Genomic DNA, 17,216 nt, shown 5'->3' with positions numbered 1-17,216 from the left:
AAAGTTTCAGGTTTGAGTTGTAATAAAAAAGCGCGGCCGAGGTCGCGCTTTTTTGTATTCTGTTTTTAGGAAAAAGGGGGTATAAATCAGACTCAAGTATAAATACGTAAATAAATATTCGTACTTAATTGCAAATGCGTAAAAATTAATACTTAAAGCATTCATTTTTGGAGTTGTATGCACATATTCAAGACTGTGCTCGCCATGATCATGACATGCATGCTTCAGCTGCCAGCCACTTCTTCCGCTGCTGAAGAGATTCGGTTTGCCATTTCTATCCCAGACGTTAACCGCCCCAGCACAACGATTGCGCAAAAAATCTTGCAATATGCCTATGCACGGCTAGGTATTAAATTGGATTTTATTGCCACCCCTGGCGTACGTGCACAGGCGATGTGGAGCTCGGGGCAACTGGACGGGATCGCAGCGCGGGTTATTGATGGCGGCCTGCCAGATTCGATCAAGATCTCGGTTCCAATTGTGCTGGAAGAATCCGTGGTCTACGCCATCGATAAAAAATTTGTTGTGAATGGTTATGACAGCCTTAATCCGTATCTGATTGGTTATATCAGCGGCTTCCCTTATCTTGAGGAACGTCTGAAAAACGCGCCCAGAAAGGAGCATGCGCCCAATCTGGAATCTCTTTTCCGAAAACTAGAAGCAGGGCGTACCGAGATTGCGGTTGAATCACGCTTCTCATCGTGCTTGACGCACAAGCTTGGCTTTCACAATATTACGATGCTGGAGCCATCGTTGGAGAAGGTCTATGGCTATCATGTCCTGCACATCAAACATAAACAAATCGCGCCTGCGCTTGAGTTAGTGTTAAAAAATATGGAGAAAGATGGCGTCATCAAAAATATTCAGGACGAAATTATGCGGGATTATATGGCGCAATGTTCATAGCCTACAGACGCAAAATGACAAAAGCCGCAAGCAGATGCTTGCGGCTTTATAATTTTCAACTTAATCAAGCAAGCTTAATTACTTAGCTTCCGGGCCAGCTGATTGACTACCGGCTTAATCATATAAGCAACCGGGAAGGCGATAGACCAAGTAATCAGCCACGCTTCCATCCAGGCACTCAAAAAACTACTATCTACACCCAACCAAACCACGCGCATTACTGCAGTCACAACTAAGGTAATAATCCCGCTGCTAATCATCGTCGGCAGCATCGATGCCAGACTCTTAGAACCAACAACAGCAGGCTGTTGGTTTTTGCTATTTTTGCCGTGTTGCAGCAATCTGTTGCTGATATGCATCAAAACTAAGGCTATTTATTAGCTACGACCAGCCATTGCGCGCAGTTCTGCTGCCAGGTTTGGCGAACTGGAATCAAAGTCACTAGCGATACGGTGTATCGTCATAACGTTGCGCAGATTGCGTTTTGCGGTTTTTTCTTCACGTGTCAGCTTTGGCTTCAAAACCAGCAATGCTGCGCGCAACATGCCTACCAGCATAGGTTTGAAGACGATTGCCATCGTTGCCAAAATGCCTAAACCCAACAATGGGCGAGCTGCACCAACAACGGTTGAAATTGCCATTTGTGCTACTGGGATGGCGCTGGTAACTGGGAAAGCGATATCAAGGAAAGCCATTTTATTCTCCACATTTCTGTCTATATTTGCGATGATAGAACTATATTGCAGTGCAATATATAAATCTAATTATCATTTCTCATATCTACTATGGTATTTGTGAATAATTGTAGAAATGATAGGATATTTAGGCTGGTGCTTTCTGAAGCGTTTTTGCTCAGTTTTGCGTAGTGTTCTCTTAAACTGAACTGGCTTTTACCTGCAACATTCACACTCATAGGCGGCTTTGATGAACTTTCTAACTCTCGACCTCAATCTGCTGCGGGTATTTGATGCTGTCATGGTGGAGCAAAACCTGACTCGCGCTGCGGATAAGCTGGCGATGACGCAACCTGCGGTCTCTAATGCCTTAAAGCGTTTGCGCTTTTCGCTGGGCGATGAGTTACTAATCCGCACGGCATATGGTGTAAAACCAACCCCGCGCGCCGAGACTTTGTGGCCAGCGATACGCCAGGCCTTGTCGAACCTGGAGGCGGCGATTGCGCCCACCCATTTTGACGTATTCAAGGCGCAAGTGACCTTCCGCATGGCGATGGCGGATGCGACGGCAGCGCTCTGGATGCCAAATCTGGTGCGCTTTATTGAGCGTGACGCCCCTGGCATCAACGCCCGTATGGTACCGCTGACCACGCGTGAGCCAAGACCTTTGCTGATCCGCGGTGATATTGATATTGCGGTTGGCTTTTTCCCCGGCGTGGTGGCACAGATGATAGCCGGGCAAGGCGCTGCCGGCAGCCCGATACGGCATGAGCGTCTGTATTCTGGCCACTATGTTTGCGTGATGCGCAAAGGACACCCGATGGCGTCGGAAGAATTGACCTTAGAAAAATACTGTAAATGCAATCATTTGCTGGTCAGTTTTTCGGGCAGAGCGCATGGCCTTGTCGATGAAAGTCTGGCTCAGATGGGTTTGGAGCGCCGTATTTTGCTGACGGTAAATCAGTTCTTTACCGGTGGCAAAGTGGTCGCCAATTCTGATTTGCTGACGGTGCTACCACGCCATCTGATTGAATCTACCGGCATGACCGATGCACTGATATGGAAAGAATTACCGTTTGAAATGCCAGAAGTCCACATCGATATGCTCTGGCATGAGAGAGACGCACGCAATCCGGCGCACAAATGGCTGCGCGATAATCTGATCACGATGACCAACGATGCCTTGTTGCCGGAATTAATTCACGAGAAGCATTTTGATGGTTATTGACGGGCTTTGTTGGGCTTTTCTTCTATGCCATCGCCACTTCCAAACCAAGTATGTGGCATAAGCACCGCCGCTGGATTCCGGCTAAAAACACACCGGAATGACGTCCGGTTTTTTTAAGCTTCAATCTAAATATAACGACTGATTAAATATACTCTCCCAATGTATATATTAGTTGTCCAAGTAATATAAGGACAATATGGCATTTTTAATGAAAATGATGGGGAGTATATTTAGAACGGTCGCAATTAGGCCTTACTGAAAACGAATCTGCTTACGCAAACGCCTCACTACAATTTGCCTTGCAGTAACGTTTTTGCCTCAAATCTAGGCGCTGAACTAAGTACAGATCTAAGCACTAATCTAAGCGCTGAAGCACTCATTAAAACCTCTGTTTTAACCACAAACCGGGATACTTTTCAGTTGCGTACGGCACTAAATCTTGTTAGCCTGAAATCTTACTTTGCCAAGACTAAACGAGACCTAGCCGGCGTTTAAGTTTCTTCGTCGACCAGAGCAAAAGACCAAAACAGACAACGCAGGTGTTTAAGGAAATAAGCAAAGTCAGCACATGATGATAGGGAGAAAATTCAACATTTGCCTGCGGATATTTTTCAGCTGCCTACTCAGCTATCTCTTGCTAGCCGGCATGCTCAATCACGCTGCCGCTGCCACTCTGCAATTAGATTCTGCCACCACGCAACGTTCGCTCAATTCTGAGTTTGAGGTTTTTGAGGATAAAAGCGCGCGACTGTCTATCCACGACGTTCAGCAAGCGACCATCGCCGGCAAGTTTAAGCCGTTGGCGGGCAATTTGAATGCCGCTTACACGCGCTCAGCCTACTGGCTACGTTTTAGCCTACAAAGAAGTGATATTCGTAGCCCACAAGACTGGTGGTTAGAAATGACACCCGTCATGCTGGACGATATTCGTCTGTACGAAACCACTAGCGACGGTCAACTGATTGAGCATCAAGCTGGTGATCGTCACCCTTTTTCTGCGCAAGAAATGCAGCACCGTTATCCGGTATTCCGTCTTCATTTGTCGGACACCGCGCCACAAGTGTTTTATGTGCGGATAGAAAGCACTAGTTCGCTTTTTTTCCGCGCTAAATTATGGACGCCACAGGCGTTTGCGGAAGCCTCCAACTTATTGTCTAGCCTAATGGGTTTGTTTTACGGTTTGCTGTTTGCCATGATTGCGTACAACCTGGTGCTGATGATGTCGTTCCGCGACAAAGCCATGCTGTATTACTTATTGCTATCGTTTAGTATTTTATTGGCTGGCATGAGCGTGAACGGCCATATAGGTCTGTATTTTGCGCGTGACTGGCCTTGGCTGGTGGATATTTTGCCCGGGCTGACAGTGTGCTTCATCATCTTGTGGGACTCACTGTTTATCAGCCACTTTTTGCATCTGCCTAAAAAGATGCCCAAAGTGTCCTGGGTATTCCGCGGGATTCAAGTGTTTGCGATAGCGACGGCGGTGATTGTTCTGGCTGGCTACAACCATGTAGTTGCACCGCTGGTGCAACTGGTTGGCTTTACTCAGGTATTTTTGATTTTGCCGGTCTGCTTGGTGAGTGCACTGCGTGGTTATCGGCCGGGCTGGATTGTACTGATCGCTTCCGCCGCCTGGGTGGCCGGAGCGATGATGACGTCGCTCCGGAATCTGGGGGTAATCGAATCAAGCTGGCTATCTGATTTTGGCTTTCAGATCGGGTCTGCGCTGGAAGTAATTTTGCTCGCCGTGGCACAAACTAATCGTATCAATATTATTAAACAAGAACGCGCGCTAGCGCAAAAACAACTGCTGGTAATGGCGCAACGTGCAGAGCAAGAATTAGAAATCAAGGTTCAGCAACGGACGACAGAATTAGCCGATGCCGTGGCGCGCTTGCAAAAACTCGACCAAGAGAAAAATGATTTTCTGGGGATCGCTGCCCATGATTTAAAAAATCCGCTCACCTCAGTGATCGGGATGAGCGACCTGTTACGCAGGCTAGATCAGCAGATGCCGGTCGCCCAAAAACACGATTATTTACAACGCATTAGCAATAGCGGGCAACGCATGATGCACATCATCACTAACCTGCTGGATGTCAATGCTTTAGAAACCGGGCACTCGCGTTTTAACTTGCAGGCGGTGGATCTGGCGCAGGTTTTAACTGAGGTCACACAGCGATATCAAGACAGCCTGCAAGCTAAAGATTTGCAGTTAGTGCTGTCTGTCGAGCAGCCAGTATTAGTCAAAGCGGACGCCGATGCGGTGAGCCAGATTATGGATAATTTATTGTCCAACGCGATTAAATATTCTCCTTTAAGCAAACAGATCTGGATACATATTTCGTCAGAGAATGGCGCTGGTCGCTTCATGATTAAAGACGAAGGTCCAGGTTTATCGGTCGATGATCAGCAACATTTGTTTGAAAAATTCTCACGCTTATCCAGCAAGCCAACTGCGGGTGAACATTCTAGTGGTTTAGGACTTTCTATCGTCAAAAAACTCAGCGTGGCGATGGGTGGTGACATCGATTGTCAAAGTGCGATCGGTGAGGGTTGCTGTTTTACGGTTCGATTACCACTTATAGTCTTCCATGAACCGCAGACCACAGTAACCGTAAGCTGATAGATAAGAGTAAAAGCGAAGGCAACGAGGTAGCAATTCTGTAATTGCCAGATCGCTTACAATATTGAGTACTAAAAGCGGTACTCGTATAATACCGCCCCCACCCTCAGCTCATTTTATTTCGACACTATTCCCATGTTTACTGGCATCGTACAAGGCATCGCCCGCATTGCATCCATCACCGACAAACCCGGTCTGCGCACCTTTACACTGGATTTTCCGGATGGTTTTTGTGAAGGCTTAGAAATCGGCGCCAGCGTCGCTGTTGACGGTGTTTGCCTGACTGTCACCAGCTTGCACGACCAACACCGCGCCGAGTTTGATGTGATGCAGCAAAGTCTGGCGATCACCACACTTGGTGAGTACGCGCAAGATGGACGCATCAATGTAGAACGAGCCGCCAAAGATGGTGCAGAAATTGGCGGACATCCCCTCTCTGGGCATATTGATTTTAAAGCCACCATCGCCCAAATCCGCGAGCTGGAAAATAACTACGTCATCCGCATCGCGGTACCGCAAGAATGGCTGCGCTACATCTTCGCCAAAGGCTATATCGCCATCAACGGCGCCAGCCTGACGGTAGCAGAAGTGAACCGGCAAGAGGGCTGGTTTGAAGTCTGGTTAATCCCGGAAACCTTGCGCATGACCGTCTTCGCCGAAAAGAAAACCGGCGCAACGCTCAACATAGAAATCGAAAGAGCAACCCAAGTGGTGGTCGATACGGTACGCAATATGCTGGCAGAAACCTTGGGGCCATTATTACCAGCGCTGGAAGCTTTACTCAAACAACAGGACGTTGTGGTGGAGGATTTGGTCAAGCCTGCGAATACTCAAAAATAAATCGCTGGAAGAAATTTTAAAAACATCGTCCAATCATTCTGCGGCTTCCAGAGCATTTTTAGCCTGGAAGCCGCAGAATGATTGGACGTTCTATTTGGGAATTTCTAAAAAATTTCTTTTTAATGAGCGAGTCTATTGCTATTGATAAAGCACAAGTCCACGCGTGTCATTCTTGCCTGCGCAGGAGTGAAAAAAAATAGCTTTACTCTCAATGCCATATTTCTAGGCTACGGTTTTTAGAAGTTCTCATTTAGAAATTTCGATATCAGCTTTATATATTTAATAGCAACTTAATCCGCTTCACCCTCCCAATATTCCATCGTCGCACCTTTGTTGTACGACTCGCCAGTGAGGCGCACGCCGACGCGATTGGTGTCTGGATATACAATCACATCATGCGGACTGCGGTCACCAATCAGTAAATACCGACAGACCGACTCGGTATGATTAAAAATGCTGTGGCCTTGCTTTTGCCCTGCTGGAAAAACCACGTAACTGCCCGCCGACATGACATAGGTTTTATCACCCAAACGTAAAGTCAGGCTACCTTCCAACATCATTAATTGTTCTTCTTCCAGATGATGATAATGATGAGGGCAAGCTTGTTTGCCCGGTGCTAGTTCTTCTATACAAACACCAATCCGCTGGCAGCCACCATGCTCTGCAAGCTGCTGATATCGGGTGCCAAAACGACTACCGTGTGAGTACTCATCCCACACCACATCTTTGATCAAAAACGGCTCGGTAACACCGTCTACATTGATTGCCTTGGCTTTGGTCGGATTCATTTTATTAACCTGTTCTTTTAAGATACGTTTTGCGTCAGTGCTATTGATTACAAATTAAAAATAGTGACAGGTCAAGCAAAGCGAAATAATTGCTACTACCATCAGCGTATTCGTAAGCTCATTCCTTAGCTCATTAGTCACCTTGTTGCCTGGCATAGTGCTTGCTGCCAGTTTGCTCAATATCGTCGTTGCCATTAAACAGTGCAACTCAAACGATGTCCAAATACCGATACAGAAATTCGCCCTTTTACTTAATCAGGAGAAGCACATGGACCGCAACGACGTTACTAAAAAAATCATTTCTGCCAAAGTCAAAAACAAAATGACCTGGGCTGATATCGCTAGCAAAATCGGTTGCAGCAAAGAATGGACAACCGCTGCCATGCTTGGGCAAATGACGCTCAATCTAACGCAAGCAACTGTCGCCAAAGATCTATTTGACCTGACCGATGAAGAAACTGCATGGCTGCAAATTGTTCCATATAAAGGCTCACTACCAACGCTAGTTCCAACCGATCCACTAATCTACCGCTGGTACGAAATTGTCAGCGTCTATGGCACGACGATTAAAGAATTAATTCATGAAGAATTCGGCGACGGCATCATGAGCGCGATCAATTTTTCAATGGACATCCAGCGTGAGGCCGATCCTAAAGGCGATCAGGTGAACGTGGTTTTGAGTGGTAAATTTTTACCGTACAAATCTTATTAAGATTAGTTAAAAACTAAAATTCTTAAAATTAAACGTCCAATGATTCTGCGGCTTACAGACCCATATCATGCCAGAAGCCGCAGAATGATTGGACACTCTGATTGATAATTTAGCCATAGTACTCAAACGGGATAAGAATTTTAATTATGAACTTCAAGTTGTTTGGTAAGAGCATAACGAGCGCCGCCGGGTGGAAAATCCGTAAGCTGACTGAAAATTACATATCCGAGTTTCTCGTAAAACGGTAAAGCCTGAAAGCTAAGTGTTTCGAGAAACACACGCGGGCATCCACGGCGGATCGCTTCGTCTTCTACCTCTTGCATGAGTTTCGTCCCAAGACCAAGACCGCGCAGATCATCAGAAACCCATACCGCTTGCACTTGCATCCAACCAAGATAGGTGGCAGCAACGACGCCTCCCTCAATGCTTCCATCTTCACTACGCACACTGATAAAGAGATAATTTGGCGTCTCTCCATTGGCTTTCGATGCGTTATAAGCGGTAAGTCCTTTGATGACTAAACCCATCTCAGCTGGTTTGGGTTCGGATTCAATGGTTATCTGGTAATTCTGTGGCATCGAAGCTCCTTATTTGTAATTTGAACTGCTTGTGATCGACATAATGAACAAAAGCGAATAATGTAAAAGTAAGGCCAGATAAAAATTAGTCGCTAAACCTAGCTTGCTGTTTAAAATTCACCCCAAGAAGGCAATTTGTACTTACGTTTACCATAGGCGTAATACCCACTCATGACCAAGCCAAAAAATAAACCTGCGCAAGCAGCTACGAGTAATGCCTTTGTGGGCGACATTGTTCGGTGTGACCAAATAAGCACCCACATAAAGAATCCCCAAGTCGCCGCGAAAAATGTTCCCATGAGTATCGTGTTGACAAAAAAATTAGCAAAATGTGGTGGGCGCAGGTCGAGTCCTAAACTCCAGAGCATCCGGAAAATCGGCGGAGCGTAGTTACTAGGCCACATGCCGGTAGATTTAAGGAGTTTTAATGCTGCTTTTCTTTTTGGATTGACGCTCATTACTTATTCCTAAAGCCGGATTAAACATAGCAAAAATTTGAATCATCCTGCCATATAAAAATTGACTAAGCAATATCGTATAAAAGTCTCTTTTACTGCATTGATGCTACTTCCTATCGATTATTGAATGACAAAAAAAATGGACTGATTTCTCAGTCCATTTTCTAGCCATTTACAGTTAACAAATGATTAGCCCAAGGCTAGTTAATTTTTAAAATAAGTTTTTAAGCTAAGCCTTCTGCTTTTAGCGCTGCATGAACTGCTGGGCGGCTGGCAACGCGACCGCGCAGGGCGGCGATATTCTCTAAGTGCGAAATATCCAGTTTAACGAACTTAGCCCAGTTCGTGACGGTAAATAAATAGCCATCGGCGACGCTAAATTGATCACCCAGCAAAAACTGTTTTCCTGCCAGCTGATCATCGACCCATTTCAGGTTAGTTAAGATGCGTGCTCTTGATGCGGCTTTCACTTCTTCAGCAGCGTCCGGGTTAAACAATGGTGCAAAATTTTTGTGTACTTCGGATGTGATAAAGCTTAGCCATGATTGCATCTGATAGCGCGGTAAGCTGCCATTGGCGGGTGCTAAATTTTTTTCAGGTGCGAGATCGGCGATGTATTGGACGATTGCGGCGCCCTCTGTCAGACGTGTGCCGTCATCCAATTCTAGCAAGGGCACGTAGCCCAGAGGATTGATGGTGTAGTAGTCGGTGCCATCTTTTAGCTTGTGCGTTTTAGTGCTGGCAAATACGGGCTCGAAGTCGATTTCTGCTTCGCGCAAGGCGATGTGAGCAGACAGAGAGCAGGTACCGGGAGAATAATATAGTTTCATGTTTTTCCTATCAAAATTGGGCTGATATTTTTGCTGAAACAAGAGGTAGTGAATGGTGATGGTGGTGACGGCGACGACGCTGAACTAAAAAAGTCATAGGCTGCTTTTCCGTTGCTCTTGTGTTACCCGTGACCGCACGACATTGAGTTTACTCATTTTTAAATGAATTTACTTGCCATCTAAGATGGCTGACACGCTATTTTGAGCAAAGCAAATACAACACTGCCGGAATAAGCCGGCAGTGTTAATCACATAAATGCAAAAATTAAATAGTCGCGAAAATCCTGGCGAACTTAGGTTTAGCGTATCGGTAAGCTAGTCGTATTTTTGACTTCTTCCATCACAGCATAGGTGTGGGTTTCGCGCACACCGTTTAATTGCAGCAGGGATTTACCTAAAAAATCGCGATAGGCGTTCATGTCTTTGACACGGGCTTTGACCAGATAATCAAAACCGCCTGCGACCATGTGGCATTCCAATACTTCCGGAATTGCTTGTACACCGCGTTTAAAGGCGTCAAACACATCGGGTGTGGTTCTATCCAGCACGACTTCAATGAAGACCAGCAGGGCAACATCAAGCAAATGCGGATTGAGTTGTGCTGTGTATCCCAGGATGTAGCCGGACTCTTGTAACTTGCGTACGCGTTCCAGACAAGCGGCGGGGGAGAGGTTGACTCTCGTCGCTAACTCTACATTACTGATACGGCCATCGTTTTGTAATTCGGCCAGAATTCTTTTACTGATTTTGTCGAGCATAAGAAGTCAAAGTGAAGTTAATAAAATTCGGTGTAATTTTCTCACAAAATAGAAAATTCCGATATAGATGCATATTTCCAGAATTAATCATCTGGCTTCATCTATACAATCAAATCAAATTCGCTTTACACCTCTTCCAATGCAAATCTGATAAAAACTATATGAACCCGACGCCTTTTTCCATGCCTTTTCTTCAACTTCAAGCCGAAATTGTCCCTCAACAAACCGCTTTAAGAACAGCGATTACAGAAGTATATCGTCGTGATGAAGCTGACGCTGTGCAATGGCTGCTCGCCAATATTAATCCACATTCTGGTTCGGAGCAGACTGTACATCAATTAGCCCATCAATTGGTGAGTTCTGTGCGTCAGCAGCGTACCCGGGCATCTGGTGTTGATGCGCTGATGCATGAGTTCTCTTTATCGTCGGAAGAAGGTGTCGCTTTAATGTGTCTGGCCGAGGCCTTGCTGCGCATTCCAGATCACCAGACCGCAGATCGCCTGATCGCTGACAAAATCAGTAAAGGTGACTGGGCAAAACATCTGGGCGAGTCACCATCACTATTTGTCAATGCGGCGACCTGGGGCTTGCTGGTAACGGGTAAATTAGTGTCGACCAACAGCGAACAAGGTTTAGGTTCTGCTTTAACCCGATTGATTGCCAAAGGTGGTGAGCCACTGATACGCAAAGGTGTTGATCTGGCGATGCGTATGTTGGGTAACCAGTTTGTGACTGGACAAACGATACAAGAGGCGATTAAGAATAGTCAGGATAATGAAAAGCGCGGATATCGTTATTCCTACGATATGTTAGGTGAAGCAGCGCTGACTGCGCATGACGCTGCATATTATTTAAAGTCGTATGAGACAGCAATCCACGCCATAGGCAAAGCATCTAACGGACGTGGTATCAAAGATGGCCCGGGTATTTCAGTCAAATTATCGGCATTGCATCCACGCTATTCGCGTGCGCAAAAAACCCGCACGATGACTGAATTGCTGCCAATTCTAAAAAATCTCCTGGTACTGGCAAAGCAATACAACATAGGTTTGAATATTGATGCAGAAGAGACCGATCGCTTAGAACTGTCTTTAGATTTGATGGAAGCATTGGCATTTGATCCTGACCTGGCAGGTTTTGACGGTTTGGGTTTTGTAGTACAAGCCTATCAAAAACGCTGCCCGTTTGTAATCGATTATCTGATTGATCTGGCGCGTCGCAGTGGCCGCAAGTTTATGGTTCGTCTGGTCAAAGGTGCGTATTGGGACGCAGAAATCAAGCGTGCGCAAGTCGATGGTATGAGCGGCTTTCCGGTCTATACACGCAAGGTATATACCGATGTCTCTTATCTGTTTTGCGCACAAAAATTGTTGTTGGCGACCGATGTAATTTATCCGCAATTTGCGACGCATAATGCGCTGACCTTGTCGGCTATTTATACCTGGGCACAAAAAGCCAATATCACGGATTATGAGTTTCAATGTCTGCACGGTATGGGTGAAACTTTGTACGATCAAGTGGTCGGCAAAGATAAATTGAATAAACCTTGCCGCATCTATGCGCCAGTAGGTTCACATCAAACTTTGCTAGCTTATCTGGTGCGCCGTCTGTTGGAAAATGGCGCTAATTCTTCTTTCGTTAATCAGATTGTTGATGAAGCCGTATCGATTGAATCTTTGATTGCTGATCCAGTTCAGGTAGCGAAAGAACTCACAGGCACGCCACATCCGGGTATTGCTTTGCCTAAGGATTTATTTGGAACTGAGAGAAAAAATTCTGCTGGTCTGGATTTTAGTAACGAGATTGAGCTACAAAAAATCAGTCAGTATTTTGCAGAAATCAGCCAACAAGAATGGATTGCTCAACCTCTTTTACACGGACAAGTTTCTGCCACTTTGGCAAAATCAATTAATAATCCTGCGGATCACAGCGATATAGTAGGTAAGGTGATTGAAGCGAATCAGCAAGATGTGCAAACAGCCTTAGAGCAAGCGGAAGCCTATGCACTTGACTGGCAAACAGTAGCACCGTCAGAGCGCGCCGGCATATTGAAAAAAGCAGCCGATTTGTTAGAAGCACAAACTTTAGATTTTATGGCTCTGGCGATTCGTGAAGCAGGAAAATCTTTACCAAACGCCTTGGCTGAAGTGCGTGAAGCAGTGGATTTTTTACGTTACTACGCCGCGCAAGTTGAGTTTTTACCGAATACGCTAGCGCTTGGTCCCGTGGTTTGTATTAGTCCATGGAATTTTCCTCTCGCGATTTTTATCGGTGAAGTAAGTGCTGCTTTAGCCGTCGGTAATGTCGTCTTGGCCAAGCCTGCAGAACAAACACCAATCATCGCTTATCGTGCGATTCAGTTGTTGCATGAAGCTGGCGTGCCACGCGCTGCCCTACAATTTTTACCAGGCACCGGTGAAATCGTCGGCGCGCAACTGGTTGCTGATCACCGTGTCAAAGGTGTGATTTTTACCGGCTCTACTGAAGTCGCACAAATCATCAATCGTACTTTGACTCAGCGTGCGGTTACAGAAAATATCGATCTTCCTTTAATCGCAGAAACCGGCGGTCAAAATGCCATGATCGTTGATAGCAGCGCCTTGCCGGAACAGGTTGTGAATGATGTGTTGTCATCGGCTTTCGACAGCGCAGGTCAGCGTTGTTCTGCTTTACGCGTTTTATGCCTGCAAGAAGACATCGCTGACAAAACAATAGAGATGTTAAAAGGAGCCATGCAAGAATTACGCATAGGCAAACCCGATCAGCTGGCGATTGATATTGGTCCTGTGATTGATGCGGATGCGCAAAAAGCTTTACAGACGCATATTGATCAGATCAAACAAAAGGCGACTACCAGTTATTCATTAGCCTTAAGTGATTCTTGCAAAAACGGTACCTTTATTGCACCTACCGTGATTGAAATCAAATCACTCTCAGAGTTGACGAAAGAAGTCTTTGGTCCTGTCTTGCATATTTTGCGTTATCAGCGCGATCAGCTAGCAAGCATTATCGATAATATCAATGCGTCTGGTTTTGGTTTGACCTTGGGCATTCACTCCCGGATTGATGAAACCATTGATTTCATTACCAGTCGTGCTCACGTCGGCAATATTTATGTCAATCGCAACATCGTTGGCGCAGTTGTTGGAGTACAACCATTTGGTGGCGAGGGTAAATCTGGCACAGGTCCTAAAGCTGGCGGTCCTTTGTACTTAAAACGTCTGCAGAAAAATCCGTCTGGTAGTTTGGGCGGGCATACCGTGTATGAGCGCCAGTCGCCAGAAGCACTGGAAGCTTTGCTGGTGTGGGCAAAAACACATGGTCATGAAAAAATTGCCGAACTGGCAGATCGTTACGCTCACAACAGTCCTTACAAAATGACTTTGGTATTGCCAGGCCCGACTGGTGAACGGAATACTTTGTCATTTGCGCCACGCGGTAAAGTATTTTGTGCAGCAAGCACCGTTAATTGTCTGTTAAACCAAATCGCGGCTTTGCTCGCCACGGGTAATACGCCGGTCATGCCAGCACAGACAATTGCTTTATTGCCATCCGGTTTGCCTGCAGTCGTGCGTGATTTGATTAAACAGTCAGAGGCGGGTCAGGATGAGCTTCAGTTCGCTTTGGTTGAAGGTAACCAGTTGGCACACTACAAGTCTGTTTTTGCAGCTCTGGGCGGCGCTATCGTCTCTGTAATCGAGATGCATGAAGAGACCGAGGCACCTTTATGGCGGTTGGTGGCTGAACGTGCCTTGTGTGTGAATACCACGGCAGCGGGTGGCAATGCCAGTTTGATGACTTTGCAAAGCTAAGTAATTAAGTAAAAAGTAGATGTAAAAAAAGCGGCTAAAACACTTAGCCGCTTTTTTTTATTCTTTTTTTAGCTCATTTTTTTGTTTTTTCTAAATCTGTTGCTAATTCCTTAGAAGCTTCACTTATTTTTGCCATCATAGGTACTATCATTTTTTGCATGGCAGCCATCGTGTTTTGCATCATAACAGGCATTTTTTTAATGTAAGCCTGACCAGCATCTGATTTATAAAACGCAATAATTCCGTTGACGTCATCTTGCGTCAGGCTCTCGCTATAAATGTTGATGAACACTGGTTCCAACTTCTCCCATTTCATTTCTTCGGTTTGAATCGCTACGATTTTCATTCTAAATTTATCTAGTTGCTTTTGCTGCGCCTCTGTTGCTGGCTGACCTTTTAATGCCTCTTCCATAACATTTTTCATCATGCCGTCTAACTGCTGGGTCAAATTGTTCAGCATGGATGGAGTGTTGGTTAACACAAATAACTGCCGGATTGACTCTGCGCTAGGTTTGTTGTCTTGAGCAGAGGCTGGATTAATCGTAGCAAAAACAGTAAATAAAGAAACCAGCAGCAGAGATTTAAATTTAATCATTTTAAGTTCCAGGCAAATTGAAAGTGGGTTACTGCAAAAACGAGCTCGAATTTTACGGTTGGATTGTTTAATCAGCAATGTCTTTAAGCGAATTTTGATTTGACGTGCTTTCTTGGTTTACAACAATAAGTTTATATATATAAATAGTAGTAATAGTTAACGTTAGGTGTTTTCTGTGGATAACTAGGTTTTTATTTTCATAATCAATGCTTTACAGAAAAGATAAGCAGATTAAAAAGGCTTGTATTAAAACAGGACAGTTATTGGACAAGTTTTTTACTTGATTAACTAAAGTGATTTAGCCACATCCTGTTCACTGGATATCCCCTTAGTTATCCACAAAACTTATTAGGAATAAGTCTTATTTTTCGGAATTATGTAGCAACCGCACAAAGCTTTTTCTAAGTTAAAAACCTACAATCGCCCTAGTAAATCATCATTTTCTAGGAGCGTCAAATGGCAGAATCAATGGTTGTATCCGGGCTGGTCTCAAAGCGTGCCGAAGTCGCTGGACAAATCGCCTCATTCAAAACAGAAATCCTCCGACTGCAAGGCGCATTGTCGCACCTCGATGGCAGCATCAAGCTATTTGCGCCGGAATTTGACCTGCGCACTGTCAAGGCCAAGCGCACCAACAAGCGCAATCAGTATTTCGCGAAGGGAGAAGCGCAGCGTATGGTACTAGACGCCATACGCGAAGCTGGTAAGCCGTTAAATAGCCGTGAAATTACCGACCGACTACTCAAACGCAAAGGTATTGCATCCAGTGCCGAGTTAATCGCACGAATTCAAAAGAACGTCATCGCCGTACTGCACCGCCAGGATGGTCAATTGGTGGAACAGGTCGAAACCAGCGGCGAACACGGCGTGATGAACTGGATGATTGTTTGAGTCGTTTGATTCAAGCCGCAAGCCGTTCGGCCACGCGCTTATTCCCTTGCCAATATCCGCACCAGTCCCGGCTGGTCGGTGTCGCTACGCACTTCGTGCAAATATCATCAAAAATATCGCCATTACTCATGCGGCGGGTGTCCTCACGGTACGCCGCTTCATTCGCATAGTTGTTCAGGTACAGATTGCCGAACTTGTGGCATTGGCCGTACTGCATGCGACGGAAACGTGAGAAATAAGATTCTGCCAGATTGTTCGTGGTTCCGGCGTCGCTACGGTATTCAATGGCATGATTCACCCGGCGCGTATCGAATTTTGCATGCAGGCCATCGTAGGCCGTAGATTCATCGGCACAAATGACAGAACCCTTCTGTACATACAACTCGGCCAGCTTACCGACATCGGCTTGGTTCTCTGCCTTAATCACAAATGAAATGGTTTTGTTCGCGCCCTGGATCGTATCGCCAATGATGCTGACCTTTTGGCGCATCACGAACACGCAGCGCTTGTCAGGGCGTTGATTCTCAACTAGGCGGCGATCAACCCGATCTTCTTTCTTATTCTTTGGACGGACATGGCCGTTGACGTAGGCACCGTCCATGTGGATCTCACCGGAGAGTTGCGATGTATCGCGCTGCTCCATCAAGGATTCGCGGATCTTATGGGTGAGCACGAAGGCGGTTTTGTATTGCACATCTAAATCACGCCCCATTTGCAGGGCTGAAATCCCTTTGACGGCGTTGGTGTAAATCGCAATTGCCGCCAGGTACATCTTGAGCGGCAGCTTGTGAAAAGCAAAGATGGTTCCCGATGTCACACTAAACGTATGACTGCAATCCTTGCAGCGCCATTGGCGGCGGGTGGCGATGAAATAGTGCTCATGGACGATACCGCAAGCAGGACAAGTGACGGCTTTGCTGTCGCCCCAACGTACTTTCTTGAAGACTTTGAATGCCTGTTCGTCGTTCATCTCGAAGACGCGGCGAACCGACAGGGTACGGGCTTTTGCTGAAAGTAAGAAGTGCTGGGTCATGTTGATCATCCAATATTCCACATTAATGTGGAAATTATACCTTATTTGTGGAATGACGCAATGTATATTTGTGGATTAATCCATTTATATGTAGAATGTTCCTCGTTGTTATAGAGCGCCAGGAGGTTTGCGATGCAGCACGATCAATGGAACCAGATTGCCACCAATTTGCTGAAGTCAGAAATGGCCCGATCGGGTGTCGGCTACGAAGAATTGATACGTCGATTAAATGAGATCGATGTAGAAGAGAGTTATAAAGGCATTGCCAATAAAATCAACCGTGGCGCTTTCAGTTTTGCTTTTTTTATGCAATGCATGAAAGCGCTGGGCCGCGAGGTAATTCGTTTGGAGAACAATTAATGTATACGGTCGAAAAAAATCAATCAATCACTCAGCCAGCCAGCCAGCCAGCCAGCCAGCCAGCCAGCCAGCCAGCCAGCCAGCCAGCCAGCCAGCCAGCCAGCCAGCCAGCCAGCCAGCCAGCCAG

The 17,216-nt window shown here is 45.9% G+C and carries 17 protein-coding genes; 8 read left to right on the top strand and 9 right to left on the bottom strand.

Annotation, left to right across the window (positions count from 1 at the left end):
- The first annotated feature begins 219 nt into the window (after positions 1-219).
- Positions 220-906: a transporter substrate-binding domain-containing protein gene (locus AAKU61_RS11315; protein WP_354332268.1), complete on the top strand. Its 687-nt coding sequence runs from the start codon at positions 220-222 to the stop codon at positions 904-906.
- A 74-nt stretch (positions 907-980) separates the two neighbouring features.
- Here the strand turns inward: AAKU61_RS11315 and AAKU61_RS11310 are convergent, their stop codons facing one another.
- Positions 981-1,265 carry a DUF2798 domain-containing protein gene (locus tag AAKU61_RS11310; protein WP_354332266.1) on the bottom strand — a complete coding sequence of 95 codons (285 nt, stop codon included), beginning with the start codon at positions 1,263-1,265 and terminating at the stop codon, positions 981-983.
- 18 nt (positions 1,266-1,283) lie between these two features.
- Positions 1,284-1,601 (bottom strand): hypothetical protein, encoded by a 318-nt coding sequence (locus AAKU61_RS11305; protein ID WP_354332264.1) that lies wholly within the window; start codon positions 1,599-1,601, stop codon positions 1,284-1,286.
- Positions 1,602-1,830: 229 nt separating this feature from the next.
- Between AAKU61_RS11305 and AAKU61_RS11300 the strand changes: the two genes are divergently transcribed.
- From AAKU61_RS11300 to AAKU61_RS11290, 3 genes are all read left to right on the top strand, one after another.
- Entirely contained in the window at positions 1,831-2,808 is a 978-nt protein-coding gene (locus AAKU61_RS11300) for a LysR family transcriptional regulator (protein ID WP_354332262.1), read from the top strand.
- 646 nt (positions 2,809-3,454) lie between these two features.
- Positions 3,455-5,434: a sensor histidine kinase gene (locus AAKU61_RS11295; protein WP_354332260.1), complete on the top strand. Its 1,980-nt coding sequence runs from the start codon at positions 3,455-3,457 to the stop codon at positions 5,432-5,434.
- Positions 5,435-5,569: 135 nt separating this feature from the next.
- Complete coding sequence (locus AAKU61_RS11290; RefSeq protein ID WP_354332258.1) at positions 5,570-6,274, top strand: riboflavin synthase subunit alpha; 705 nt, start codon at positions 5,570-5,572, stop codon at positions 6,272-6,274.
- A gap of 290 nt (positions 6,275-6,564) precedes the next feature.
- Here the strand turns inward: AAKU61_RS11290 and AAKU61_RS11285 are convergent, their stop codons facing one another.
- On the bottom strand, positions 6,565-7,062 hold the full coding sequence (locus AAKU61_RS11285; RefSeq protein WP_354332256.1) for a cupin domain-containing protein: 498 nt from the start codon (positions 7,060-7,062) through the stop codon (positions 6,565-6,567).
- Between the two features lie 268 nt (positions 7,063-7,330).
- Here AAKU61_RS11285 and cynS point away from each other — a divergent pair, with 268 nt between their 5' ends.
- Positions 7,331-7,774 (top strand): cyanase, encoded by a 444-nt coding sequence (gene cynS / locus AAKU61_RS11280; RefSeq protein WP_354332254.1) that lies wholly within the window; start codon positions 7,331-7,333, stop codon positions 7,772-7,774.
- Positions 7,775-7,914: 140 nt separating this feature from the next.
- On the opposite strand, the gene AAKU61_RS11275 is transcribed toward cynS, so the two are convergent.
- From AAKU61_RS11275 to AAKU61_RS11260, 4 genes are all read right to left on the bottom strand, one after another.
- Positions 7,915-8,352 carry a GNAT family N-acetyltransferase gene (locus AAKU61_RS11275; protein WP_354332252.1) on the bottom strand — a complete coding sequence of 146 codons (438 nt, stop codon included), beginning with the start codon at positions 8,350-8,352 and terminating at the stop codon, positions 7,915-7,917.
- Between the two features lie 110 nt (positions 8,353-8,462).
- On the bottom strand, positions 8,463-8,810 hold the full coding sequence (locus AAKU61_RS11270) for a DUF6404 family protein (RefSeq protein ID WP_354332250.1): 348 nt from the start codon (positions 8,808-8,810) through the stop codon (positions 8,463-8,465).
- Between the two features lie 224 nt (positions 8,811-9,034).
- The gene (gstA, locus tag AAKU61_RS11265; RefSeq protein ID WP_354332248.1) at positions 9,035-9,640 is read right to left on the bottom strand and encodes a glutathione transferase GstA; all 606 of its coding nucleotides are present in this window, start codon (positions 9,638-9,640) and stop codon (positions 9,035-9,037) included.
- A 299-nt stretch (positions 9,641-9,939) separates the two neighbouring features.
- Complete coding sequence (locus tag AAKU61_RS11260) at positions 9,940-10,398, bottom strand: Lrp/AsnC ligand binding domain-containing protein (protein ID WP_322120659.1); 459 nt, start codon at positions 10,396-10,398, stop codon at positions 9,940-9,942.
- Positions 10,399-10,559: 161 nt separating this feature from the next.
- Between AAKU61_RS11260 and putA the strand changes: the two genes are divergently transcribed.
- The gene (gene putA / locus AAKU61_RS11255; RefSeq protein WP_354332247.1) at positions 10,560-14,210 is read left to right on the top strand and encodes a trifunctional transcriptional regulator/proline dehydrogenase/L-glutamate gamma-semialdehyde dehydrogenase; all 3,651 of its coding nucleotides are present in this window, start codon (positions 10,560-10,562) and stop codon (positions 14,208-14,210) included.
- 73 nt (positions 14,211-14,283) lie between these two features.
- Here the strand turns inward: putA and AAKU61_RS11250 are convergent, their stop codons facing one another.
- Entirely contained in the window at positions 14,284-14,805 is a 522-nt protein-coding gene (locus tag AAKU61_RS11250; protein ID WP_354332245.1) for a DUF2059 domain-containing protein, read from the bottom strand.
- Positions 14,806-15,261: 456 nt separating this feature from the next.
- Between AAKU61_RS11250 and AAKU61_RS11245 the strand changes: the two genes are divergently transcribed.
- Positions 15,262-15,696 (top strand): hypothetical protein, encoded by a 435-nt coding sequence (locus AAKU61_RS11245; protein ID WP_354332243.1) that lies wholly within the window; start codon positions 15,262-15,264, stop codon positions 15,694-15,696.
- A gap of 10 nt (positions 15,697-15,706) precedes the next feature.
- On the opposite strand, the gene AAKU61_RS11240 is transcribed toward AAKU61_RS11245, so the two are convergent.
- Positions 15,707-16,729, bottom strand: a complete 1,023-nt coding sequence (locus AAKU61_RS11240) for an IS1595 family transposase (protein ID WP_354332241.1) — start codon at positions 16,727-16,729, stop codon at positions 15,707-15,709.
- Positions 16,730-16,861: 132 nt separating this feature from the next.
- On the opposite strand from AAKU61_RS11240, the gene AAKU61_RS11235 reads away from it, so the two are divergent.
- On the top strand, positions 16,862-17,089 hold the full coding sequence (locus AAKU61_RS11235) for a DUF6471 domain-containing protein (protein WP_354332239.1): 228 nt from the start codon (positions 16,862-16,864) through the stop codon (positions 17,087-17,089).
- Positions 17,090-17,216 lie beyond the last annotated feature (127 nt).

It is taken from the genome of Undibacterium sp. GrIS 1.2 (assembly GCF_040544435.1).
Classification (GTDB): domain Bacteria; phylum Pseudomonadota; class Gammaproteobacteria; order Burkholderiales; family Burkholderiaceae_D; genus Undibacterium.
Note: the sequence above shows the minus strand (reverse complement) of the source record. Positions and strands in the feature narration are given on the sequence as shown.